This window comes from Tumidithrix helvetica PCC 7403 (assembly GCF_965232925.1).
GTDB classification, from domain to species: Bacteria; Cyanobacteriota; Cyanobacteriia; order Pseudanabaenales; family Pseudanabaenaceae; genus Tumidithrix; species Tumidithrix helvetica.
Genome location: NZ_CBDDRA010000027.1, coordinates 36490 through 53042 on the forward strand (window position 1 = coordinate 36490; position 16553 = coordinate 53042).

A 16553-nucleotide genomic window follows, 5' to 3' on the forward strand; every position below is an offset into this window, starting at 1 on the left:
CTACGTTTGCGATTGTAAATAGTTAGGTAAGCCGAGTCGATCGATTAGCCTTAGCTGTTTCTCCAGCCAATAAGCATGATCCTGTTCTGTATCGATAAGGATTTTGAGCAAAATATCGCGACTCTGGTAATCTTGTTCGCTCTCACACACCGCGATCGCCTCCTTAAGATCGCCAACCACCTTATACTCAACGTCCAAATCATTCTTCAGCATTTCTGGAACGGTTTTTCCAATCTTGAGCCCATCTTGCTGTGATAGATCGGGTGTACCCTCCAAAAACAGAATTCGCTCGATTAACCAACTAGCGTGTTGAGTTTCATCTGCCATTTCATGATTAATGCGTTCGTATAATTTGTTCAATCCCCAGTCAGCATAGATGCGTGAGTGTGTGAAGTATTGATCTCGCGCTGCTAACTCACCACGCAACAACTTAGACAACTGTTGTAAAACTTTCTCACTGCCTTTCATAATTCTCTCACTTATCTTTTCTAAAGAAATTTATAGCTCACAATTGCAATTAGTTCTCAAAAACTAAACCATCGACTGCAAGAAATTGGGCAAGCCTGAATTTTCGATCAACCAAAGTTGGGACTCTAGCCAATCGATTTGCTCCTCAGTCTCTTCTATTAGTTTGGTAAACAAATCGCGGCTTACATAATCTTGCTGGGTCTCACTAGTTACTACCGCCGATCGCAGTCCATTCAGAATTTCTGTACATAGCGTGCGATCGCTCTGCAGCAGTTCAGGTACATCTTCGCCGATTCGCAAACTGCCTAAACTTTGTAAATTGGGCAGCCCTTCTAAGAAAAGCACGCGCTCAATCAGTTCATCGGCTTGCTTCATCGCCTTGATCGAATAACGATATTCGCGATCGTTAAGTTGATTTAGCCCCCAGTTTTTGCACATTCGGGCATGGAGAAAATATTGGTTAATTGCAGTCAGTTGCGCCTTTAGAGCTTCGTTTAACTGACTTTTTACGTCCAGATTTCCTTGCATAACGGTCTATCCTAGCCTAGTCGGTGAAATTCGTTTGTCGATCATAACTTGACTAATTGGTTCAAAGTTCAAAATATCCAAAATGTCATACTTATTAAGTAAGGCTTTTGTCCCAAGTAAAATCATTAACTCATGACAGTTTTTCTGACCGATACAATGACGCAAAATTGTTCCAAATTTTAAGTTATTGACTTGACTAATTTAGCTGACGCAGGCAATAATGATAATTAATTGCAACAAGCTGTAATTATCTTTACATTACATACTTTCTTTAAAAGGAGCTTTAGCTCAGATGTACGTTTGTATTTGCCATGCGATAACAGAAAAGGATATCCAAAAAGCTGCGAGCAAAGGGGCTTCCTCGATCGCAATGCTATCGGAATTAACGCTATTGGGTAAGCAGTGTGGCTGTTGTACCGAACACGCCCATCAGGTTTTGAACCAGTGTTCTGGTAAATCTGGAAAAGTGTAGGGTTTATAGGCAACGTTGGTATCAACAAGGAATGGATATTACTTTTTTGTGAACTGTTAGATGATGTTCCCCAATTGTTACCATGCCTTGTTGGAGGAATTAGAGGAATTGGAACTCATTAAATTTCTGTAGACAGAGCCAGCTAATTACAGCAGTTTTCGAGCATATTCACTGCAAGGCTGGCTTACAGGGTGTGGCTCCACATTGGTTTTTATACCAATTTAAAGACAGAGGGTAACAGATCTAGCATATCGTTAAGAACTACAGTGTCTTACATTTCTTATCTGTTGCTTGCACCAATTAAATTGGTATTAGGCTTCTGACTGTAGTACTTTTGAAGCTGATTTGCTGTACGATCTCGCGATCGCGTTATTGTGGCAACAGCTAGCGATTGTTAAAAAGAGAAGTGGGTAAGCTCATTAAGATCGATCTGGTTGTGCTATTTAGGTACTCCGATCGCGCGCTCGCTACTTTACTGGGAGGTTAAGTGTAAAATTAAATGATTGAAGAGGTAATTGTCATGAGTCAAGCGATCGCCCCAGACACTTCATCTACTCCCACAGCAAATCCTCTAGGTTGGACGAGTGCCGATCTAGAACTGCTACCTGAGGACGGAAAACGCTATGAAATTATTGATGGAGAGCTTTACGTGACCAGAGCGCCTCACTGGAAACATCAAACCACCTGCGGTCGATTTTTTTCAGCCCTAGATGCTTGGTCGATCGCTACAAAATTAGGGGCAACAGCCATGGGCGCAGGTGTAATTTTTGGCGATAGCGATGATGTAATTCCTGATGTGGTGTGGGTGAGCAAAGAGAAGTATGAGATTTTGCTAGATCGAGCTGGACATTTGCGAGGTGCGCCCGATCTTGCGATCGAGGTGCTATCGGCAGGAACTGAAAATGAAAAACGCGATCGCGAATTAAAGCTTAAACTCTATTCATCCCGTGGAGTTTTGGAATATTGGATTGCCGATTGGCGATCGCCACAAATTCAAATCTATCGTCGCGAAAATGGAATCCTAAAATTAGCAGTTACGCTATTTGCCAACGACACCCTAACTTCGCCTTTGCTTCCAGAATTCTCTTGCCCCATTGCCCAGATTTTTGCTTAATTGATTCGCGATCGCATAAACTATTTCGTGCAATATCGATTGCTTAATCCTGAGTATGAACCTGTGACTCTACGGACTTTAGATAAGGCAGCAAGAGCAGTAGGTAAGCGCATTAAGATTGATTTGGTTGATGCTGTTTAGTTACTCCGATCGCGCGATCGCTGCTTTGCTGGGGGATTGAGTGCCGATTTCGTCTTTCTATTCATAATGAGACCAAACGGAGACAACCCTAATGGTTTTAGTCTCATCATTAACCGAATAAACTAGACGATGCTTGATATTGATTCGTCTAGAGAAATAGCCTTTTAAGTTACCTGAAAGTTTTTCATAGGGAGGTTCATAAGGATTATTTTTTACAGTTTCCAATAAACATTTGAGATTAGATTCTAAGTTAGCTGCCTTGAGCTTTTTGGCATCTTTAAGAACATTGCGACTAAACTCAATCTTCCAGTTCATTCAATGCTCCCATAAATTCCTTCTCAGAAACCCAATCGCCTGCTTGTTCAGCACTTCTAATGGATTCCACTAAATTGGGAATAGATTGTAGATAAAGAGTTTCTTGAATGCTTTCCCAATCTGCTTTAGAGAGTAGCACTGCATCTCCTTGCCGACTAGTGATAAATCTTGGCAAGTGATCTTTATTAACTTGTTCGACCAGACTAAAAAAATTAGCTCTCGCTTCGCTAGCATTAATAATTTTCATTGAATACTTAAACTCGTACAACTAATTGTACCATTTTTATCCATTGTCATGCGATCGTTCTTAATTCAGCCTAAACAACCCACGATGCCTATCAATTTCTCAACTTCGCGATCGCATTATTGAGACAACGGCTAGCAATTATCAAAACTCAAGCGGCAAGAGCAGTGATAAATTCCGATCGCGCGATCGCTACTTTACTGAAAGATTTAGTATAAAATTCAGATTGTTACAAAGATAATTATGATAGAAACTACAGCGCGATTACTGGAAGAATTGCAGCAAATCTCTGAAGGTTTGGTTTATAGAACTGAGAATGAATATCCAATTGAGACATTTGTATGGGAAGTGTCACAAAACGGTGAGCTAACTCCAGATAAGCTCTTGCAATCAGAAGAGTATCTTCAGCGGGGTGAGATTGATGATGTATTTCCACAGAATCTTAAGTTCCAAGAGGGTGAACTGTCTGAGGAGATGCAAGCGGAAGACCGCAAGCAGATAGAATTTATTGACTTTCTGCGATCGCGTTGTAAGTCTTTAGAAATTTACATCGCAGAAAAGTACGATGCTCCCGAAGACAAATTTGAGTCATTCCCACTGATTTTGGCAGAAACATCAGACGGTGAATGGATCGGTGTTGCTCCAGAAGTTGACGCAGATTTCAATGCACGACTCAGGAAGAATATTTCTCCTTTTGACTCTGATTTAAAAAAAGAAAAAGGATTTTGGGAACATTCAAGATGGAAATCCGAGAAAATCCCATTCCAAATCTGGGATAATATCTCGTTACAGGCTAAAGCAGATTTCTATATAAGATTCGATCTAGAAAGCCTACTTAGAAGTAGTGACATTTCTGTTCCTGATTTTATATTAAAACAGAATCAATTTGGTAGTACAGTCCCACAGTCCTATACCCGTATGGATTGGTCATATAACTTGCGAGAAGAGTTGTCAAAAGAGGATCGCATCGATAAGTTATTGCAAATTGATACGCTTAAAAGGCAACAGGCAAACAAAGTAACGCATTTACTAGCTGCCGAAATCAAAGAAAAGCTCTTGGGCGTGAAAATCTTAACACGTCAGTACTACGAACCGAATCACCCAGTTGAAAACTTTGTTATGTCAGCATCTGCGAACAAAGAGTTCGTATTGACTTCATTGTTAGAGGCTGTAGGATTTGTTCGCACTTGCCCATTTCAAAAATTTAGTAAAGAAGCGGAGCATTATGAAGGAAATCCCAAAGAAGCCAGTCATTATATAAAGTTAAAACCGATAGATGATTTCCTAGTCAATAATCTGAGTAATCTACGGGAATATGTGGTTGGATGCATGTCTGTTTACTACCTTTACGATGTTGGGCAAACCTCAAATGGTGATTGGGTTGGTGTTCGTACAGTTGCGATATGGACATAAGCATCCATCTTTTTTAGCTAATGATTACGATGCACTTCCATGAATCTCAACACCTGCGAGTCTTCCTTCGAGTGGTTCGTATTCATCTTCTAACAGCCAACTCTGGGTTTCTTTATAATTACCGCAGTTTTTGATAAGTCTGTAACCGTCAGCAGGGTCAAAGATATGACAACTTCCAGTTTTATCGCCTAACAGCAGCAAAACATATTGAAAGCTTTTGCTCCTCCCAAACCGCTCCTAAATCTAGACCAAAATTATAGGGCAAGACATTTAGGCTCGACCCCGTATCCAATAGACCAAAAACTTCTAAAGCGCGATCGTGTTAGCTTAAAGCGATTGGTACACAGGGAAAAACATTTGCTTCTCCTCTTTGGTTCCTTCGTTCAATAAAAGGAAATCTTTTAGGATTGAGCATTTTCTGGTTCTAATAAGCTCATCAATTTCTGAGCAGCATCACCATAATCATAGGGCGACCAAAGACGATAAGCGGCAATGTTATCTAATGGCTTCAGCCCTTCTTCTTTTGCTAATTCAGCCATTAAAAACTGTACCATTTGAAACTTTTCAGCACGCGATAACTGCCCAACCTGAGCCAATAGTTCAAGATTTGACATAAAACACCATTTCTTGCGTTTCCTTATTTTACTAATACTTCAAGGCTCTCGTTCAATTCTAAGTTTAACGACTTAATACCAATTTGTGCCCCGACACATATCTTAAATCAACATTACCCATCAACAAATTAGTTGTGAATTTTCATGAAAACCAATAACTATGCTATTTGCATCAAGGGCTACATATTGCACAATCGCGATGAGGCTATAAAATGAAGTGCGAGTTACCCCAATATAACGAGATTTTATGCCCCGCCGTAACGACATACACAAGATTTTGCTGATTGGGGCTGGTCCGATTGTGATTGGACAAGCCTGTGAGTTTGATTATTCTGGCACTCAAGCCTGTAAAGTTTTGCGTGACGAGGGTTACTACGTGATTTTGGTTAACTCCAACCCCGCCACAATCATGACTGACCCCGCCACCGCCGATCGCACCTATATTGAGCCAATCACCCCCGAAATTGTGGCTCAGATCATTGAAAAAGAGCGCCCTGACGCAATTTTGCCGACAATGGGCGGACAAACTGCCCTCAACACCGCCGTCGCCCTCGCCAAAATGGGAGTCCTAGAAAAATATGGCGTCGAGTTGATTGGTGCTAAGTTACCCGCGATCGAAATGGCAGAAGATCGCAAATTATTTAAAGAGGCAATGGCACGGATCGGCGTCGCGGTTTGCCCTTCTGGACTGGCGAACACCATGGCAGAAGCCAGAGACATTGCCCATCAGATTGGTAGCTACCCCTTAATCATTCGTCCTGCCTTTACGATGGGTGGTACAGGTGGGGGCATTGCCTACAACCAAGAAGAATTTGAGTTCATTGCCGACTCGGGTTTAGAGGCTAGTCCCAATTCGCAAATTTTAATCGAGCAATCATTGATTGGCTGGAAAGAGTACGAGCTAGAGGTAATGCGCGATCTTGCCGATAATGTCGTAATTATTTGCAGCATTGAAAACATCGATCCCATGGGCATTCACACGGGTGACTCGATTACGGTTGCACCCGCCCAAACCCTGACAGATAAAGAATATCAACGCTTGCGGGACTATTCGATCAAGATCATTCGCGAAATTGGCGTAGAGACGGGCGGCTCGAATATTCAATTTGCGATTAATCCCGAAAATGGTGACGTGGTCGTAATTGAGATGAATCCCCGCGTTTCCCGCAGTTCGGCACTAGCCTCTAAAGCTACGGGATTTCCGATCGCGAAATTTGCCGCCAAATTAGCCGTGGGCTATACGCTCGATGAAATTCCCAATGACATCACCAAAAAGACCCCAGCCAGTTTTGAGCCGACCATTGACTATGTGGTCACCAAAATTCCTCGGTTTGCCTTTGAGAAATTCCCCGGCTCTGAGCCTACCCTGACCACCCAAATGAAGTCGGTGGGCGAAGCGATGTCGATCGGTCGTACCTTTCAAGAGTCATTTCAAAAAGCCCTGCGATCGCTGGAAGTCGGACGGTTTGGCTTTGGTGCCGATCGCGACGAAGAAATGCCGACCCTAGAACATATCAAATCAAGCCTACGCACACCTAACCCCGATCGAATTTTTTCAGTACGCCACGGCTTTTTGTCTGGCTTGTCAGTGAAGGCGATCGCCGATCTCACCCATATCGATCCTTGGTTTTTGCAAAAAATGCGCGAAATCGTCGATGTGGAACTGGCGGTCAAGGGGCGCAAGCTCAGCGCAATTCAGCAGACAGAAATGCGCGAAATTAAGCAACTGGGCTTTAGCGATCGTCAACTTGCCTACCTCACAGACTCGACTGAGGATGAAGTGCGAACCTATCGCAAGTCCTTAGGCATTATTCCCGTTTACAAGACTGTGGATACCTGTGCGGCTGAGTTTGAAGCCCTCACACCCTATCACTACTCCACCTACGATCGAGAGTCCGAAATCTTGCCTTCGACGCGCCGCAAGGTGATGATTCTCGGTGGTGGCCCCAACCGCATCGGTCAAGGCATCGAATTTGACTACTGTTGTTGTCACACCAGCTATGCATTAAGGGCGCAGGGCTTTGAGACGATCATGGTCAACTCCAACCCTGAGACGGTTTCCACCGATTACGATACCAGCGATCGCCTTTACTTTGAGCCGCTCACCCGCGAGGATGTACTGAACATCATCGAAGCCGAAAATCCTGAAGGTGTAATCATTCAATTTGGCGGACAAACGCCGCTGAAGTTGGCAGTGCCCATACAGAAATACCTCAACAGCGATGCATCTACCGTGCAGACCAAAATTTGGGGAACTTCGCCAGATTCCATTGACGCTGCCGAAGATCGGGAGAGATTTGAGGCAATTTGTCAGGAATTGGGGATTTTACAGCCTAATAATGGCTTGGCGCGTTCCTACGAAGAGGCGCTCGTGGTTGCTAAAAGAGTTGGATATCCTGTGGTCGTGCGTCCTAGCTATGTTCTCGGTGGACGTGGCATGGAAGTGGTCTACTCCGATCACGAACTGGAAAGCTACATGTCCAAAGCAATCTTGATCGAACCAGAGCATCCCATTTTGATCGATCAGTTCCTCGAAGGAGCGATCGAGGTGGATGTCGATGCGATCGCGGATGCTTCAGGTAATGTCGTCATCGGCGGCATTATGGAACATATCGAAGAAGCAGGCATTCACTCGGGTGACTCCGCCTGCTCGATTCCCACTTTCTCTCTGTCTGAGCAGGTTCTGACCACCATTCGCGAATGGACGGTCAAGCTGGCAAAACGACTGAAGGTAATTGGCTTGATGAATATCCAGTACGCCGTGCAGGTGAATATCAACAATTCCAAACAGGAAAAAGTATTCATTTTAGAGGCAAATCCTCGCGCTTCGCGGACAGTTCCCTATGTCAGTAAGGCAACGAGCGTACCTCTGGTCAGCTATGCCTCCCAAATCATGGCTGGTGCAACGCTTGCAGAATTGGGATTTACGAAGGAAGTAATTCCCAAACATATTTCAATTAAGGAAGCGGTTTTACCATTTGCAAAATTTGCGGGTACTGACACGATTTTAGGCCCTGAGATGCGTTCCACGGGTGAAGTCATGGGCATCGACTTGGAATTTGGACGTGCCTTTGCCAAAGCTCAAATCGCCGCAGGTGAGAAGCTACCGCTGACAGGAACGGTGTTTATCTCAGTTAACGATCGCGATAAAACAGGCATCACTTCCGTTGCCGAAGGCTTTATCGAGCTTGGCTTTAAGGTAATCGCCACCGAGGGAACCTATAAAATTCTGCGTCGCAGTGACATCGAGTGCAAACTAATTCTCAAAGTACACGAAGGTCGCCCTCATGTGGGAGATGCGATTAAAAATAGCCAGATTCAGTTAATTATTAATTCCCCCAGTGGTGAGGAGGCGAAGGTGGATGGTAAGTTAATTCGTCGCAGTGCGCTTGCCTATAAAATCCCTGTGATTACGACCCTTGCTGGGGCAAAAGCGGCGATCGCAGCGATTCGTTCCTTGCAAAATGACACGCTGACCGTGAGGGCTTTACAGGACTATAGTAACTAGTCGCTCCCCTCTTTTTAGCTCTCTCTCAAAGCTCCTGTAAGTATAGCGATCGCAAACGATCTATGAGAGATGCTTTCCTCTGCATGGAGACGTAGGGGCAATTCATGAATTGCCCCTACGTACTTGGTACTTCTATACTTCTACCTTGTAGTTCAAGGTATGCTCGTCACCTGGGAGTCCGCGAAATCCCCAGTTGTGTTTGGGTGTTTCAAAAATGGTAATCTCTAGGTCTTGGGGTAAAATCCCCAACTCTTGCTGACAATGGATAAATAGGAGCCGCATCAGTTGTTTTTTTGCTTCTACACTGCGCCCCTCAAACATGCTGAATTCGAGAATTGTGTAGCGATCGCTGCGTCCCTGTGGATAGAAAAAATCCTCCGCAGCAAGGGTAAAAAATCGATGGGCGCGTTTGTCGGCTGGATAGTGTAAAGCCTCCACGACACAGGCATGAATTAGATCGGAAAGCTGTTTTTTGATGGGGTCTAGATGCGATCGCAATCCAAAAATTTTTACTTGTGCCATAGCTCATGGGATGAAATGCAATTAAAGTCCAGGAATTTCAGATAATTCGCCTTCTAATTCTTCCACACTAAAATTTGTCATTTCTTTCCATTCTTCGACGGTAAAGTCATAACCTGCTTGCTGTGCCATTGCAACAAAGCGCTCTAGATCTGGAGCTGCATTCAGCTTTTCTTTAAGCTCAGGATCGGCTTGAACCGCTCGATATAATTTTGCCACCTGCTCTTTAGCCATCGTTTTCACTCCACTTTAAGCAAATTTTTATAAATAGGATTATGGCACTAGGCTAACAAGTTAAATCGTATTTGCGTCTAAGCTTAAGAAAATCTCAAGGGGAGACCTAAGAATCTGAAATCCGCCTATCCCCAAAATTAGCGCTAAAGCTAGCTGACTGACTCAAAATTGTAAGCGAATTTGCTTAGATATAGCCATCTTAAACTCTTTGTGAGAGCTTCTTTTCTATGCATGCAACAGGTAGGGGCAATTCATGAATTGCCCCTACCTGTTCTGGAACCACTAGGCTAAATCTTGTTGTCGTTCGGCGATCGCGTCCTGAAAAGCCTTGAATTTAGGCTGTTAGGTGTCTTTGGGCGCGAAAACAGCTTAATATTTTAGGATGAGGTTATACCATTTTCAAAAAGATGCAACGCATCTTTTTGAAAAGACCGCGCTCTGCGCGGAACCCAAAAATCGAACTGTCGCAAATTTAAGAGAAATTGGTATTAGGTGAGAGGTTGAGACTGTGGCTGACAAATCGCCAAATATTCTACAAAAGCTCGGTCAAAGAATTGGGAATGTCTTTAAATCGATTCTCAGCACAATTGATGGCTTGATTGGGTCGGGGTTTAACGACTTTTTATTGAAAGTTGTTCCTAAACCTCTTCACTTCCTAATTCCGTTCTTAAAGGACGATTTGGGGATTGCGCCACCTTCGGTGACATCGGTTAAAGGGATTGGGTTGCCAGAGCAAAAAGAAGCAAAAGCCCTGATCGAGCAAATTGCCATAGAGCCCCGTACAGCCTCTCTTTGGCAAGTCAAGCCACTATATACAAAGTATCGTTGTCTTGAAGGAAATCCCTTTCGATGCGAAGTCCCAAGGGAAACAATTGAAGAAGATCCCAACAATCGCTACTGCGTTACCTGTCAGTTTCCAGCCATACTGCCTCCCGAAGCAAAATTAAGGGGAAGATCTGGCATCTATCAAATTGAAAATTATATTGGCTGTCGAGGACAGGGCAGGATCTATGAGGCAACCAACCTAAATGATGGGCAATCTGTCGTGCTTAAGGAATATATCATTCCCGATCGCGACTTTAGCCCCGATGAAACCAAGCTCTGCAAAGATAGTTTTGAGCAATTAGCAGGCATTAGCCTCGCAGATGGGAGAGTTCAAGATTTTCGCCTGATCGCGCCGATCGAAGCGATCGCCGATCCTAAAGAAGAGCGCTGCTATGCGATCGCCGATCATCCTGCTGCCGATGCCCCCACGTTAGCCAGCTATCTAGCTGGTTACGGAGCGATGAATAACTGGCAAGTGCGCCAATTTCTCAGTCAAACATTGCAAACTTTAGAATCTTTACATGGTCAGAAATACACCCTGCGATCGGGCATTGTGCAACAAGGTTTACCCCACGGAAACCTCAGCTTTTACAGTTTGTTAATCAAACCTAATTTACAGGGCTTCTATATTTATCTGACCGATTTGGCGTTATGGGAACATCGGTTTAATTCGCCCCTCGCTCAACCCACGATCTACTCTATAAATCGCGATCTCGAAGATTTAGGTTACATCGCTTTTTATTTATTTAGGGGGGGGATTGTCGATCTTGACAACCGCATCTATCTCGATCCCAACGTAGAAGAACACTGGATTCCCACGGTTCAGCCTGCGCTCAAGACCTTTATCTTAAATCTGATAGGAATTGGGCCCATCAAGTATGAAAGTGCAGAAATCGCACGGCGAGCCCTCTTAAAACTACCTGTAGAACGTGCGATCGATTTGCCTCCACTTGAGGATGTAGAACCAGAGGTTAAGCCCAAAAAGAAACGTCGTTGGCTGCGCGCGGCGATCGTTGCAGGATTAGTCTTACTCTTGTTATTACTACTGGGATGGTGGCTGAGCAACCTGCTTAAACCACGTCCTAGTTTGAGTAATGAAGCCCTGCCCTGTTGCATCGAGCAGGTTTCAGGTATTCCTACGGGTAAATTTACTTACACAGCCGAAAAAAATGCCACTTGGAGTTATGTCTTACTGCAAGATAACCTGATTGCAAAGGGGACAACTTTAGAAACAGAGTTGCAAAAACGTCAACCCAAGATGCAATTGAGCTTTCAACCCGTTTTGAGTGCTGTGGAGGGTATTAAGAAGGTAAAAGACCAAGAGTCAGAATTTCTGATTACTAGCTTGATTGGAGACTTAGGTACAGACCTTGTTTACAAAGAATTTGCCTACGATGGCTTGGCGGTTTTTGTGGCTTTTAGCTATGCCGATCGCGCCAAGAGTTTGCCTACTGCCTTAAAAGGCCAGATTACCTTTGCTCAGCTCAAACAAATTTATACGGGACAAATTCTCAACTGGAAGCAATTGGGCGGGCCAGACCTGCCGATTAAGCTTTACATTCCGACCGATGAAGAATCTGTTCGAGTTTTTGAACAGCGAGTTTTGAAGGATGACGAAGCGATCTCAACTTTCCGCCAAACGATCAAGCAAAATGTGCCCAACCGCAGTTTGCTCGACGACACAACGACAGATGGGATTACTCCTTTACAAACTTTTGACACCTTTCGACAGGTAATTCGCGATTTTGAAGACCGCAATATCGGTGGCATTGCCTTTGGTTCGATCAGCAGAGTCTTTGGGCAATGCTCGGTGTATCCGCTAGCGCTGGTTGATGGCAATAAGGCATCTGTTGCTCCTTTAATCAAAACCAATGGTGAGCCAGTCACTCCTACGACAGATCTGTGTAATGACAAGGGCAGCTATAACCCTGACGCGATCGCTTTTATCACACAAAACTACCCACTTGCCTATCAACTTGCCGTGGTCTATCTGAGAGATAATCGCCGCGATCCTGTGGGGGAAAGATTTGCCGCGATTCTAAAAACAGATGAAGCGCAAAAACTCCTACAGAAAACTGGACTGATCCCGTTACAAATTAAGTCAAAGTAAGCGGTGCGATCGAACAGTTGTGCCCCATTGTCAAACCTTAATATCTTTGAATCCAAATAATCGCGATCGCACCCAAGTATTTATACATATAAGAAGATTTAATCTGTAAACGGGAAGCCTCTTTAGATAAGGGTATGAGGGCAGTTTGAAGGCAATGTCTTCATGTTTCGTAAAAAATATTTGTATATCAGCGAACTATTTAACGTATATTTACATATGAGTATTTAGACTCACAGTTAGTTCACCCTGTATGCAGCAAAAGCAAATCTTAGATCTGAGTTATCTTAGCCGTGCAAAGCAAGAACTGTAGCTTCTAGATTGGGTTGGAACTGACAGGTCTTATAGTTTTAGACTGGCTCTAAAGCAATAAGACATCCCAAAAACAAATTAAATTTGAATCTGTATCACCACACTATGAACGTTAAAGCACTTTTTCTAATCGCTGGTCTAGGTCTCTCTATCGGTTTGACTTCCTGCGCCACCACACCTGAAGTAACCCCATCCGCTCCTGCAACCGCAAAGCCTTCTGCTGCTGCAACTCCTGAAGCCAAGCCATCGGCAAAGTCTGATGCCAAGCCAGATGCTATGAAGAAAGATGGCGATGCCAAGCCTAGTGAAACCACTAAGCCTGCTGATACCAAGTCTGATGCGAAACCAGATGCAATGGGCAAGCCTGGTGATGCGAAGCCAGATGCAATGGGCAAGCCTGCCGATACCACCAAGCCAGATGCAATGGGTAAGCCTGCTGATACCACCAAGCCAGATGCAATGGGCAAGCCTGCTGATGAAACCAAGAAGCCTCAGTAGTCTTTCATACTCAGCTTTCAGAATTTAAACTTCTGAATCTAGATTTCTGAATTCTAAAGCCTCCTTTTTTACAGGGAGGCTTTTTTCGTTGAAGTCGTGTAATACCATTTTCAAAAGATAATGCGACGCATTATCTTTTGAAAGACCGCGCTCCGCGCGGTCTTCAAATCTTGAGCTGTTGCAAATCTAAAATTGGTATAACTTCAGCGTCTATAGGTTAAAGTGCCAGCATCTCCATCCAGTTCTGCGGTACAGCCAATACATAGGGATGTGTTGACACCGTCATGCCCAAATGGCAGATTCACAACAATCGGAATTTCTAAATTTTGCAGGCGATCGCGCCAAACTTCTTCCATGCCTAAAGTGGGTGTTGAAACTTCGCTTTGACTAAATCGACCTAAAGCGACTCCTTTCACTTTTTGCAATAAACCGCTCAGCCGCCAATGGGTGAGCATGCGATCGACCTTGTAGGGCGGCTCAGCGACATCTTCAAATGCCAAAATTACATTTTCCATGTCAGGGCAGAGTGAAGTTCCAATGAGATGCGTAGCGACATTGAGATTTCCTGCTAATAAGATTCCTTGGGCTTTGCCACCACCCCAATCGACACCTGATAAGCTTATCGAGGTGATTTTCCCTTCAAGCCAGTCAAAAAATTTCTCTATACTTTCTAGGGGCTGATTGCCAAGCGTACTCGCTACAGAAGCATGGAAACTGCCGATCTGTTTGTTTGCAGCCAAGCCCCATTGCAAAGCCGTAACATCAGAGAAGCCAATCAGCCATTTAGGATGATCGGTCTGTAGATCTTGCCAATTGAGGATTTCTAATAAGCGGATTGAGCCATAGCCCCCTCGGGCGCAGATAATCGCACCGCATTCAGGATCGTTCCATGCCTCCAGAAACTGTTGGCAGCGATGCCGATCGCTTCCTGCTAGATAGCCCCAAGGCTGATTCATATCGGGCGGAACTTTGGCTCTATAGCCGCGATCTCGCCAAATTTGTAAGCCCTGCTCTAATCGTTCCCAGTCTCTAATATCGCCACTAGGAGCAATGACACGCACAGTTTGTGTCCTGTCTATATGGGGTGGAATTACAAGCGATCGCATAGGGCACAATGTCTGGTACAGGCTAAATGCATCATCACATACTCACTGATGTCCTTAGTAGCCTGAGGGAGGCATATTTTTGGGGATTGTGCCTTATTAAGTTCTAAAACAATTTCTTGCGATCGCAAATCAATTATTCGTATCATAAGCTACAGAAATATTTTTTCGCCTGATAGAGAAATTTCAGCCTCTATTAGATATGAATCGTTGTAAATCCTGACATAAGGTAAAGGCAAGGTAAATAGAGATGAAAACAGCAGCTCTTAACATCAGACTGAGAAAGGCGACAACTTTGGCTCCGCGCAACCAACATTATGAGCCATCGCCTCAAGATTCAACATGGGTGACACTGCTTGAGCTACCTGACCCTTACTGCTTTAACGAAGCCCTTCTGATGTGTGAGTATCCCGATGGTAAGTGGGCAGCTTGGATTCCCGATTTTGGTGAAGTCACTCTACACTCAGGTCAATTTTGCCGCGATCGTATCTAGCTTTTTTGAAGCTTTAGACAAAAGTCTTAGTAAGACGTACAAATAAAATGCAAAAAATTTAAAAACCTTGAAAGGTGCGTTGGGGTAATGCTCTTTTCAAGGTTTTCGACTCTCTTCCTTTCTGGGAGAGGGTTTAGAAAGAGAGTTGCCTAAACTCTCTTTTTAATTTTGTAATAGACCGCCCATGCCAACAACAAAAATTTCGATAAATTTCGATCTTGTACTGGAAATGTGTTGCTTGCTTTGGTATGATGAGTTGCTCAAATAGAGTACTCCCAAAAGGAGAGGTGGCCGAGTGGTTGAAGGCGCAGCACTGGAAATGCTGTTTAGGGGTAACTTTAACGAGGGTTCGAATCCCTCCCTCTCCGTTGATATTTTGATATGCTACATCTGCCATGCTAAATGTGCTTGAGCATTTGCCCGAGGGTCTGCTAGAACTTGAGTCTACTGATTTATATAAGTTGCTCGAAACACCTACGTTAATTCACCTTGTAGGTGAGAAACAAGCTCCTTTGTTTGTCTCAATATTGCTGCATGGTAACGAGACCACAAGTTGGTTGGCGATGCGATCTCTGTTGCAACGCTATCAAGGGAAAATCTTACCAAGATCGCTCTCGATTTTTTTTGGGAATGTTTCCGCAGCGAGATATAGACAGCGTAATCTAGACGATCAGCCTGATTACAACCGCATTTGGCAGCCTGGCGACAGCCCCGAACAGCAGATGGCACAACATGTAATCGAATCAATGCGATCGCGTGGTGTGTTTGCCAGTATTGATATTCATAACAACACGGGACTCAACCCTCATTACGGTTGCATTACCAGACTAGATCGGCAATCGCTCAATTTGGCGAAATTGTTTAGTCGTACCGTCGTTTATTACACCACACCCAAGACCGTTCAGTCCCATGCCTTTGCAAAGTTATGCCCGTCAATTGTGATCGAGTGCGGGCAACCCGATCTGCCTGATGGTACTGCTCATGCCCTTGAGTATGTGGAAACCTGTTTAGCTTTAGAATCAATTCCCAATCGAGAAGTTACAGATATTGACCTGTTTCACACTGTAGCAATCGTAAAAATCCCCAAATCCGTCAGCTTTGGCTTTGCTGATTTAAATTCTCATCATTCCACTGTGAACCTAAATCCTCAAACGCCAAACCACGATCTCTACTTCCCTACCGATTTGGATCGCCTAAATTTTTGCGAACTTCCGATTGGTACAAAAATAGGAGACATTCGCGCTAGGGTCGATCGACCCTATTTAGAAGCATGGGATGAGTCGGGGCAAGATGTTAGCGATCGCTTGTTTACCTACGAACAGGGAGCCATCCGAACACGCTTACCTGTAATGCCCTCTATGTTGACGTTACAGCCTGATATTATTCGCCAAGATTGCCTCTGTTATTTAATGGTGCGATTAGATATTTAGCCCTTATAGTCATTAGCATTTAGCTATCAGATTTTTTAAAAGCCTTGCTACGCAAGATCGTCATCTATAAATTGCTGCCCTAATTTATCGTGCGATCGCTACATCAACAGAATCTAATCATTTATATAAGAATTTCTGATTTCCAAACCTGATGAATATAACATAAACTTAATTGAGCTTTAGCGATTCGGTTCCATCAAAACGAGCAAAAGGAG

At 44.0% G+C, this 16553-nt stretch carries 17 protein-coding genes and 1 tRNA gene; 9 read left to right on the forward strand and 9 right to left on the reverse strand.

What is annotated here, in order from left to right; genetic code table 11:
• Positions 1 to 468, reverse strand: coding sequence for a bacterioferritin (gene bfr / locus ACP2WE_RS20610; protein ID WP_425217417.1), 468 nt, complete (start codon positions 466 to 468; stop codon positions 1 to 3).
• 63 nt (positions 469 to 531) lie between these two features.
• A complete protein-coding gene (gene bfr / locus ACP2WE_RS20615; protein ID WP_425217418.1) occupies positions 532 to 996 on the reverse strand; it encodes a bacterioferritin in 465 nt (154 codons plus the stop codon).
• Between the two features lie 292 nt (positions 997 to 1288).
• Here bfr (ACP2WE_RS20615) and ACP2WE_RS20620 point away from each other — a divergent pair, with 292 nt between their 5' ends.
• Positions 1289 to 1468, forward strand: a complete 180-nt coding sequence (locus tag ACP2WE_RS20620; protein ID WP_425217419.1) for a (2Fe-2S)-binding protein — start codon at positions 1289 to 1291, stop codon at positions 1466 to 1468.
• A 520-nt stretch (positions 1469 to 1988) separates the two neighbouring features.
• On the forward strand, positions 1989 to 2582 hold the full coding sequence (locus ACP2WE_RS20625; RefSeq protein WP_425217447.1) for a Uma2 family endonuclease: 594 nt from the start codon (positions 1989 to 1991) through the stop codon (positions 2580 to 2582).
• Between the two features lie 198 nt (positions 2583 to 2780).
• Here the strand turns inward: ACP2WE_RS20625 and ACP2WE_RS20630 are convergent, their stop codons facing one another.
• Positions 2781 to 3038, reverse strand: coding sequence for a Txe/YoeB family addiction module toxin (locus ACP2WE_RS20630; protein ID WP_330485599.1), 258 nt, complete (start codon positions 3036 to 3038; stop codon positions 2781 to 2783).
• Entirely contained in the window at positions 3022 to 3285 is a 264-nt protein-coding gene (locus ACP2WE_RS20635; protein WP_425217420.1) for a type II toxin-antitoxin system Phd/YefM family antitoxin, read from the reverse strand. Before ACP2WE_RS20635 ends, ACP2WE_RS20630 begins: the two co-directional genes overlap by 17 nt.
• 240 nt (positions 3286 to 3525) lie before the next feature.
• On the opposite strand from ACP2WE_RS20635, the gene ACP2WE_RS20640 reads away from it, so the two are divergent.
• Positions 3526 to 4695, forward strand: a complete 1170-nt coding sequence (locus tag ACP2WE_RS20640) for a nuclease A inhibitor family protein (protein WP_425217421.1) — start codon at positions 3526 to 3528, stop codon at positions 4693 to 4695.
• A gap of 401 nt (positions 4696 to 5096) precedes the next feature.
• Here ACP2WE_RS20640 and ACP2WE_RS20645 read toward each other — a convergent pair whose 3' ends face one another.
• Positions 5097 to 5309, reverse strand: a complete 213-nt coding sequence (locus ACP2WE_RS20645) for a hypothetical protein (RefSeq protein WP_425217422.1) — start codon at positions 5307 to 5309, stop codon at positions 5097 to 5099.
• 247 nt (positions 5310 to 5556) lie between these two features.
• Between ACP2WE_RS20645 and carB the strand changes: the two genes are divergently transcribed.
• Positions 5557 to 8817, forward strand: a complete 3261-nt coding sequence (carB, locus tag ACP2WE_RS20650; RefSeq protein ID WP_425217423.1) for a carbamoyl-phosphate synthase large subunit — start codon at positions 5557 to 5559, stop codon at positions 8815 to 8817.
• A 132-nt stretch (positions 8818 to 8949) separates the two neighbouring features.
• Here carB and ACP2WE_RS20655 read toward each other — a convergent pair whose 3' ends face one another.
• Both ACP2WE_RS20655 and ACP2WE_RS20660 read right to left on the reverse strand, forming a co-directional pair.
• A complete protein-coding gene (locus tag ACP2WE_RS20655; RefSeq protein WP_425217424.1) occupies positions 8950 to 9339 on the reverse strand; it encodes a tautomerase family protein in 390 nt (129 codons plus the stop codon).
• Positions 9340 to 9360: 21 nt separating this feature from the next.
• Entirely contained in the window at positions 9361 to 9570 is a 210-nt protein-coding gene (locus ACP2WE_RS20660; RefSeq protein ID WP_425217425.1) for a Nif11-like leader peptide family natural product precursor, read from the reverse strand.
• Between the two features lie 508 nt (positions 9571 to 10078).
• On the opposite strand from ACP2WE_RS20660, the gene ACP2WE_RS20665 reads away from it, so the two are divergent.
• Both ACP2WE_RS20665 and ACP2WE_RS20670 read left to right on the forward strand, forming a co-directional pair.
• The gene (locus ACP2WE_RS20665) at positions 10079 to 12505 is read left to right on the forward strand and encodes a PstS family phosphate ABC transporter substrate-binding protein (RefSeq protein WP_425217426.1); all 2427 of its coding nucleotides are present in this window, start codon (positions 10079 to 10081) and stop codon (positions 12503 to 12505) included.
• Between the two features lie 414 nt (positions 12506 to 12919).
• A complete protein-coding gene (locus tag ACP2WE_RS20670) occupies positions 12920 to 13312 on the forward strand; it encodes a hypothetical protein (protein ID WP_425217427.1) in 393 nt (130 codons plus the stop codon).
• A 203-nt stretch (positions 13313 to 13515) separates the two neighbouring features.
• Here the strand turns inward: ACP2WE_RS20670 and ACP2WE_RS20675 are convergent, their stop codons facing one another.
• Positions 13516 to 14418, reverse strand: coding sequence for a S66 peptidase family protein (locus ACP2WE_RS20675; protein WP_425217428.1), 903 nt, complete (start codon positions 14416 to 14418; stop codon positions 13516 to 13518).
• Entirely contained in the window at positions 14403 to 14564 is a 162-nt protein-coding gene (locus ACP2WE_RS20680; RefSeq protein WP_425217429.1) for a hypothetical protein, read from the reverse strand. Before ACP2WE_RS20680 ends, ACP2WE_RS20675 begins: the two co-directional genes overlap by 16 nt.
• Before the next feature lie 101 nt (positions 14565 to 14665).
• Between ACP2WE_RS20680 and ACP2WE_RS20685 the strand changes: the two genes are divergently transcribed.
• From ACP2WE_RS20685 to ACP2WE_RS20695, 3 genes are all read left to right on the forward strand, one after another.
• Positions 14666 to 14908: a hypothetical protein gene (locus ACP2WE_RS20685; protein ID WP_425217430.1), complete on the forward strand. Its 243-nt coding sequence runs from the start codon at positions 14666 to 14668 to the stop codon at positions 14906 to 14908.
• Positions 14909 to 15189: 281 nt separating this feature from the next.
• Positions 15190 to 15276 (forward strand) — tRNA-Ser (locus tag ACP2WE_RS20690).
• Between the two features lie 27 nt (positions 15277 to 15303).
• Positions 15304 to 16338, forward strand: a complete 1035-nt coding sequence (locus ACP2WE_RS20695) for a M14 family metallopeptidase (protein WP_425217431.1) — start codon at positions 15304 to 15306, stop codon at positions 16336 to 16338.
• The last annotated feature ends 215 nt before the right edge of the window (positions 16339 to 16553 follow it).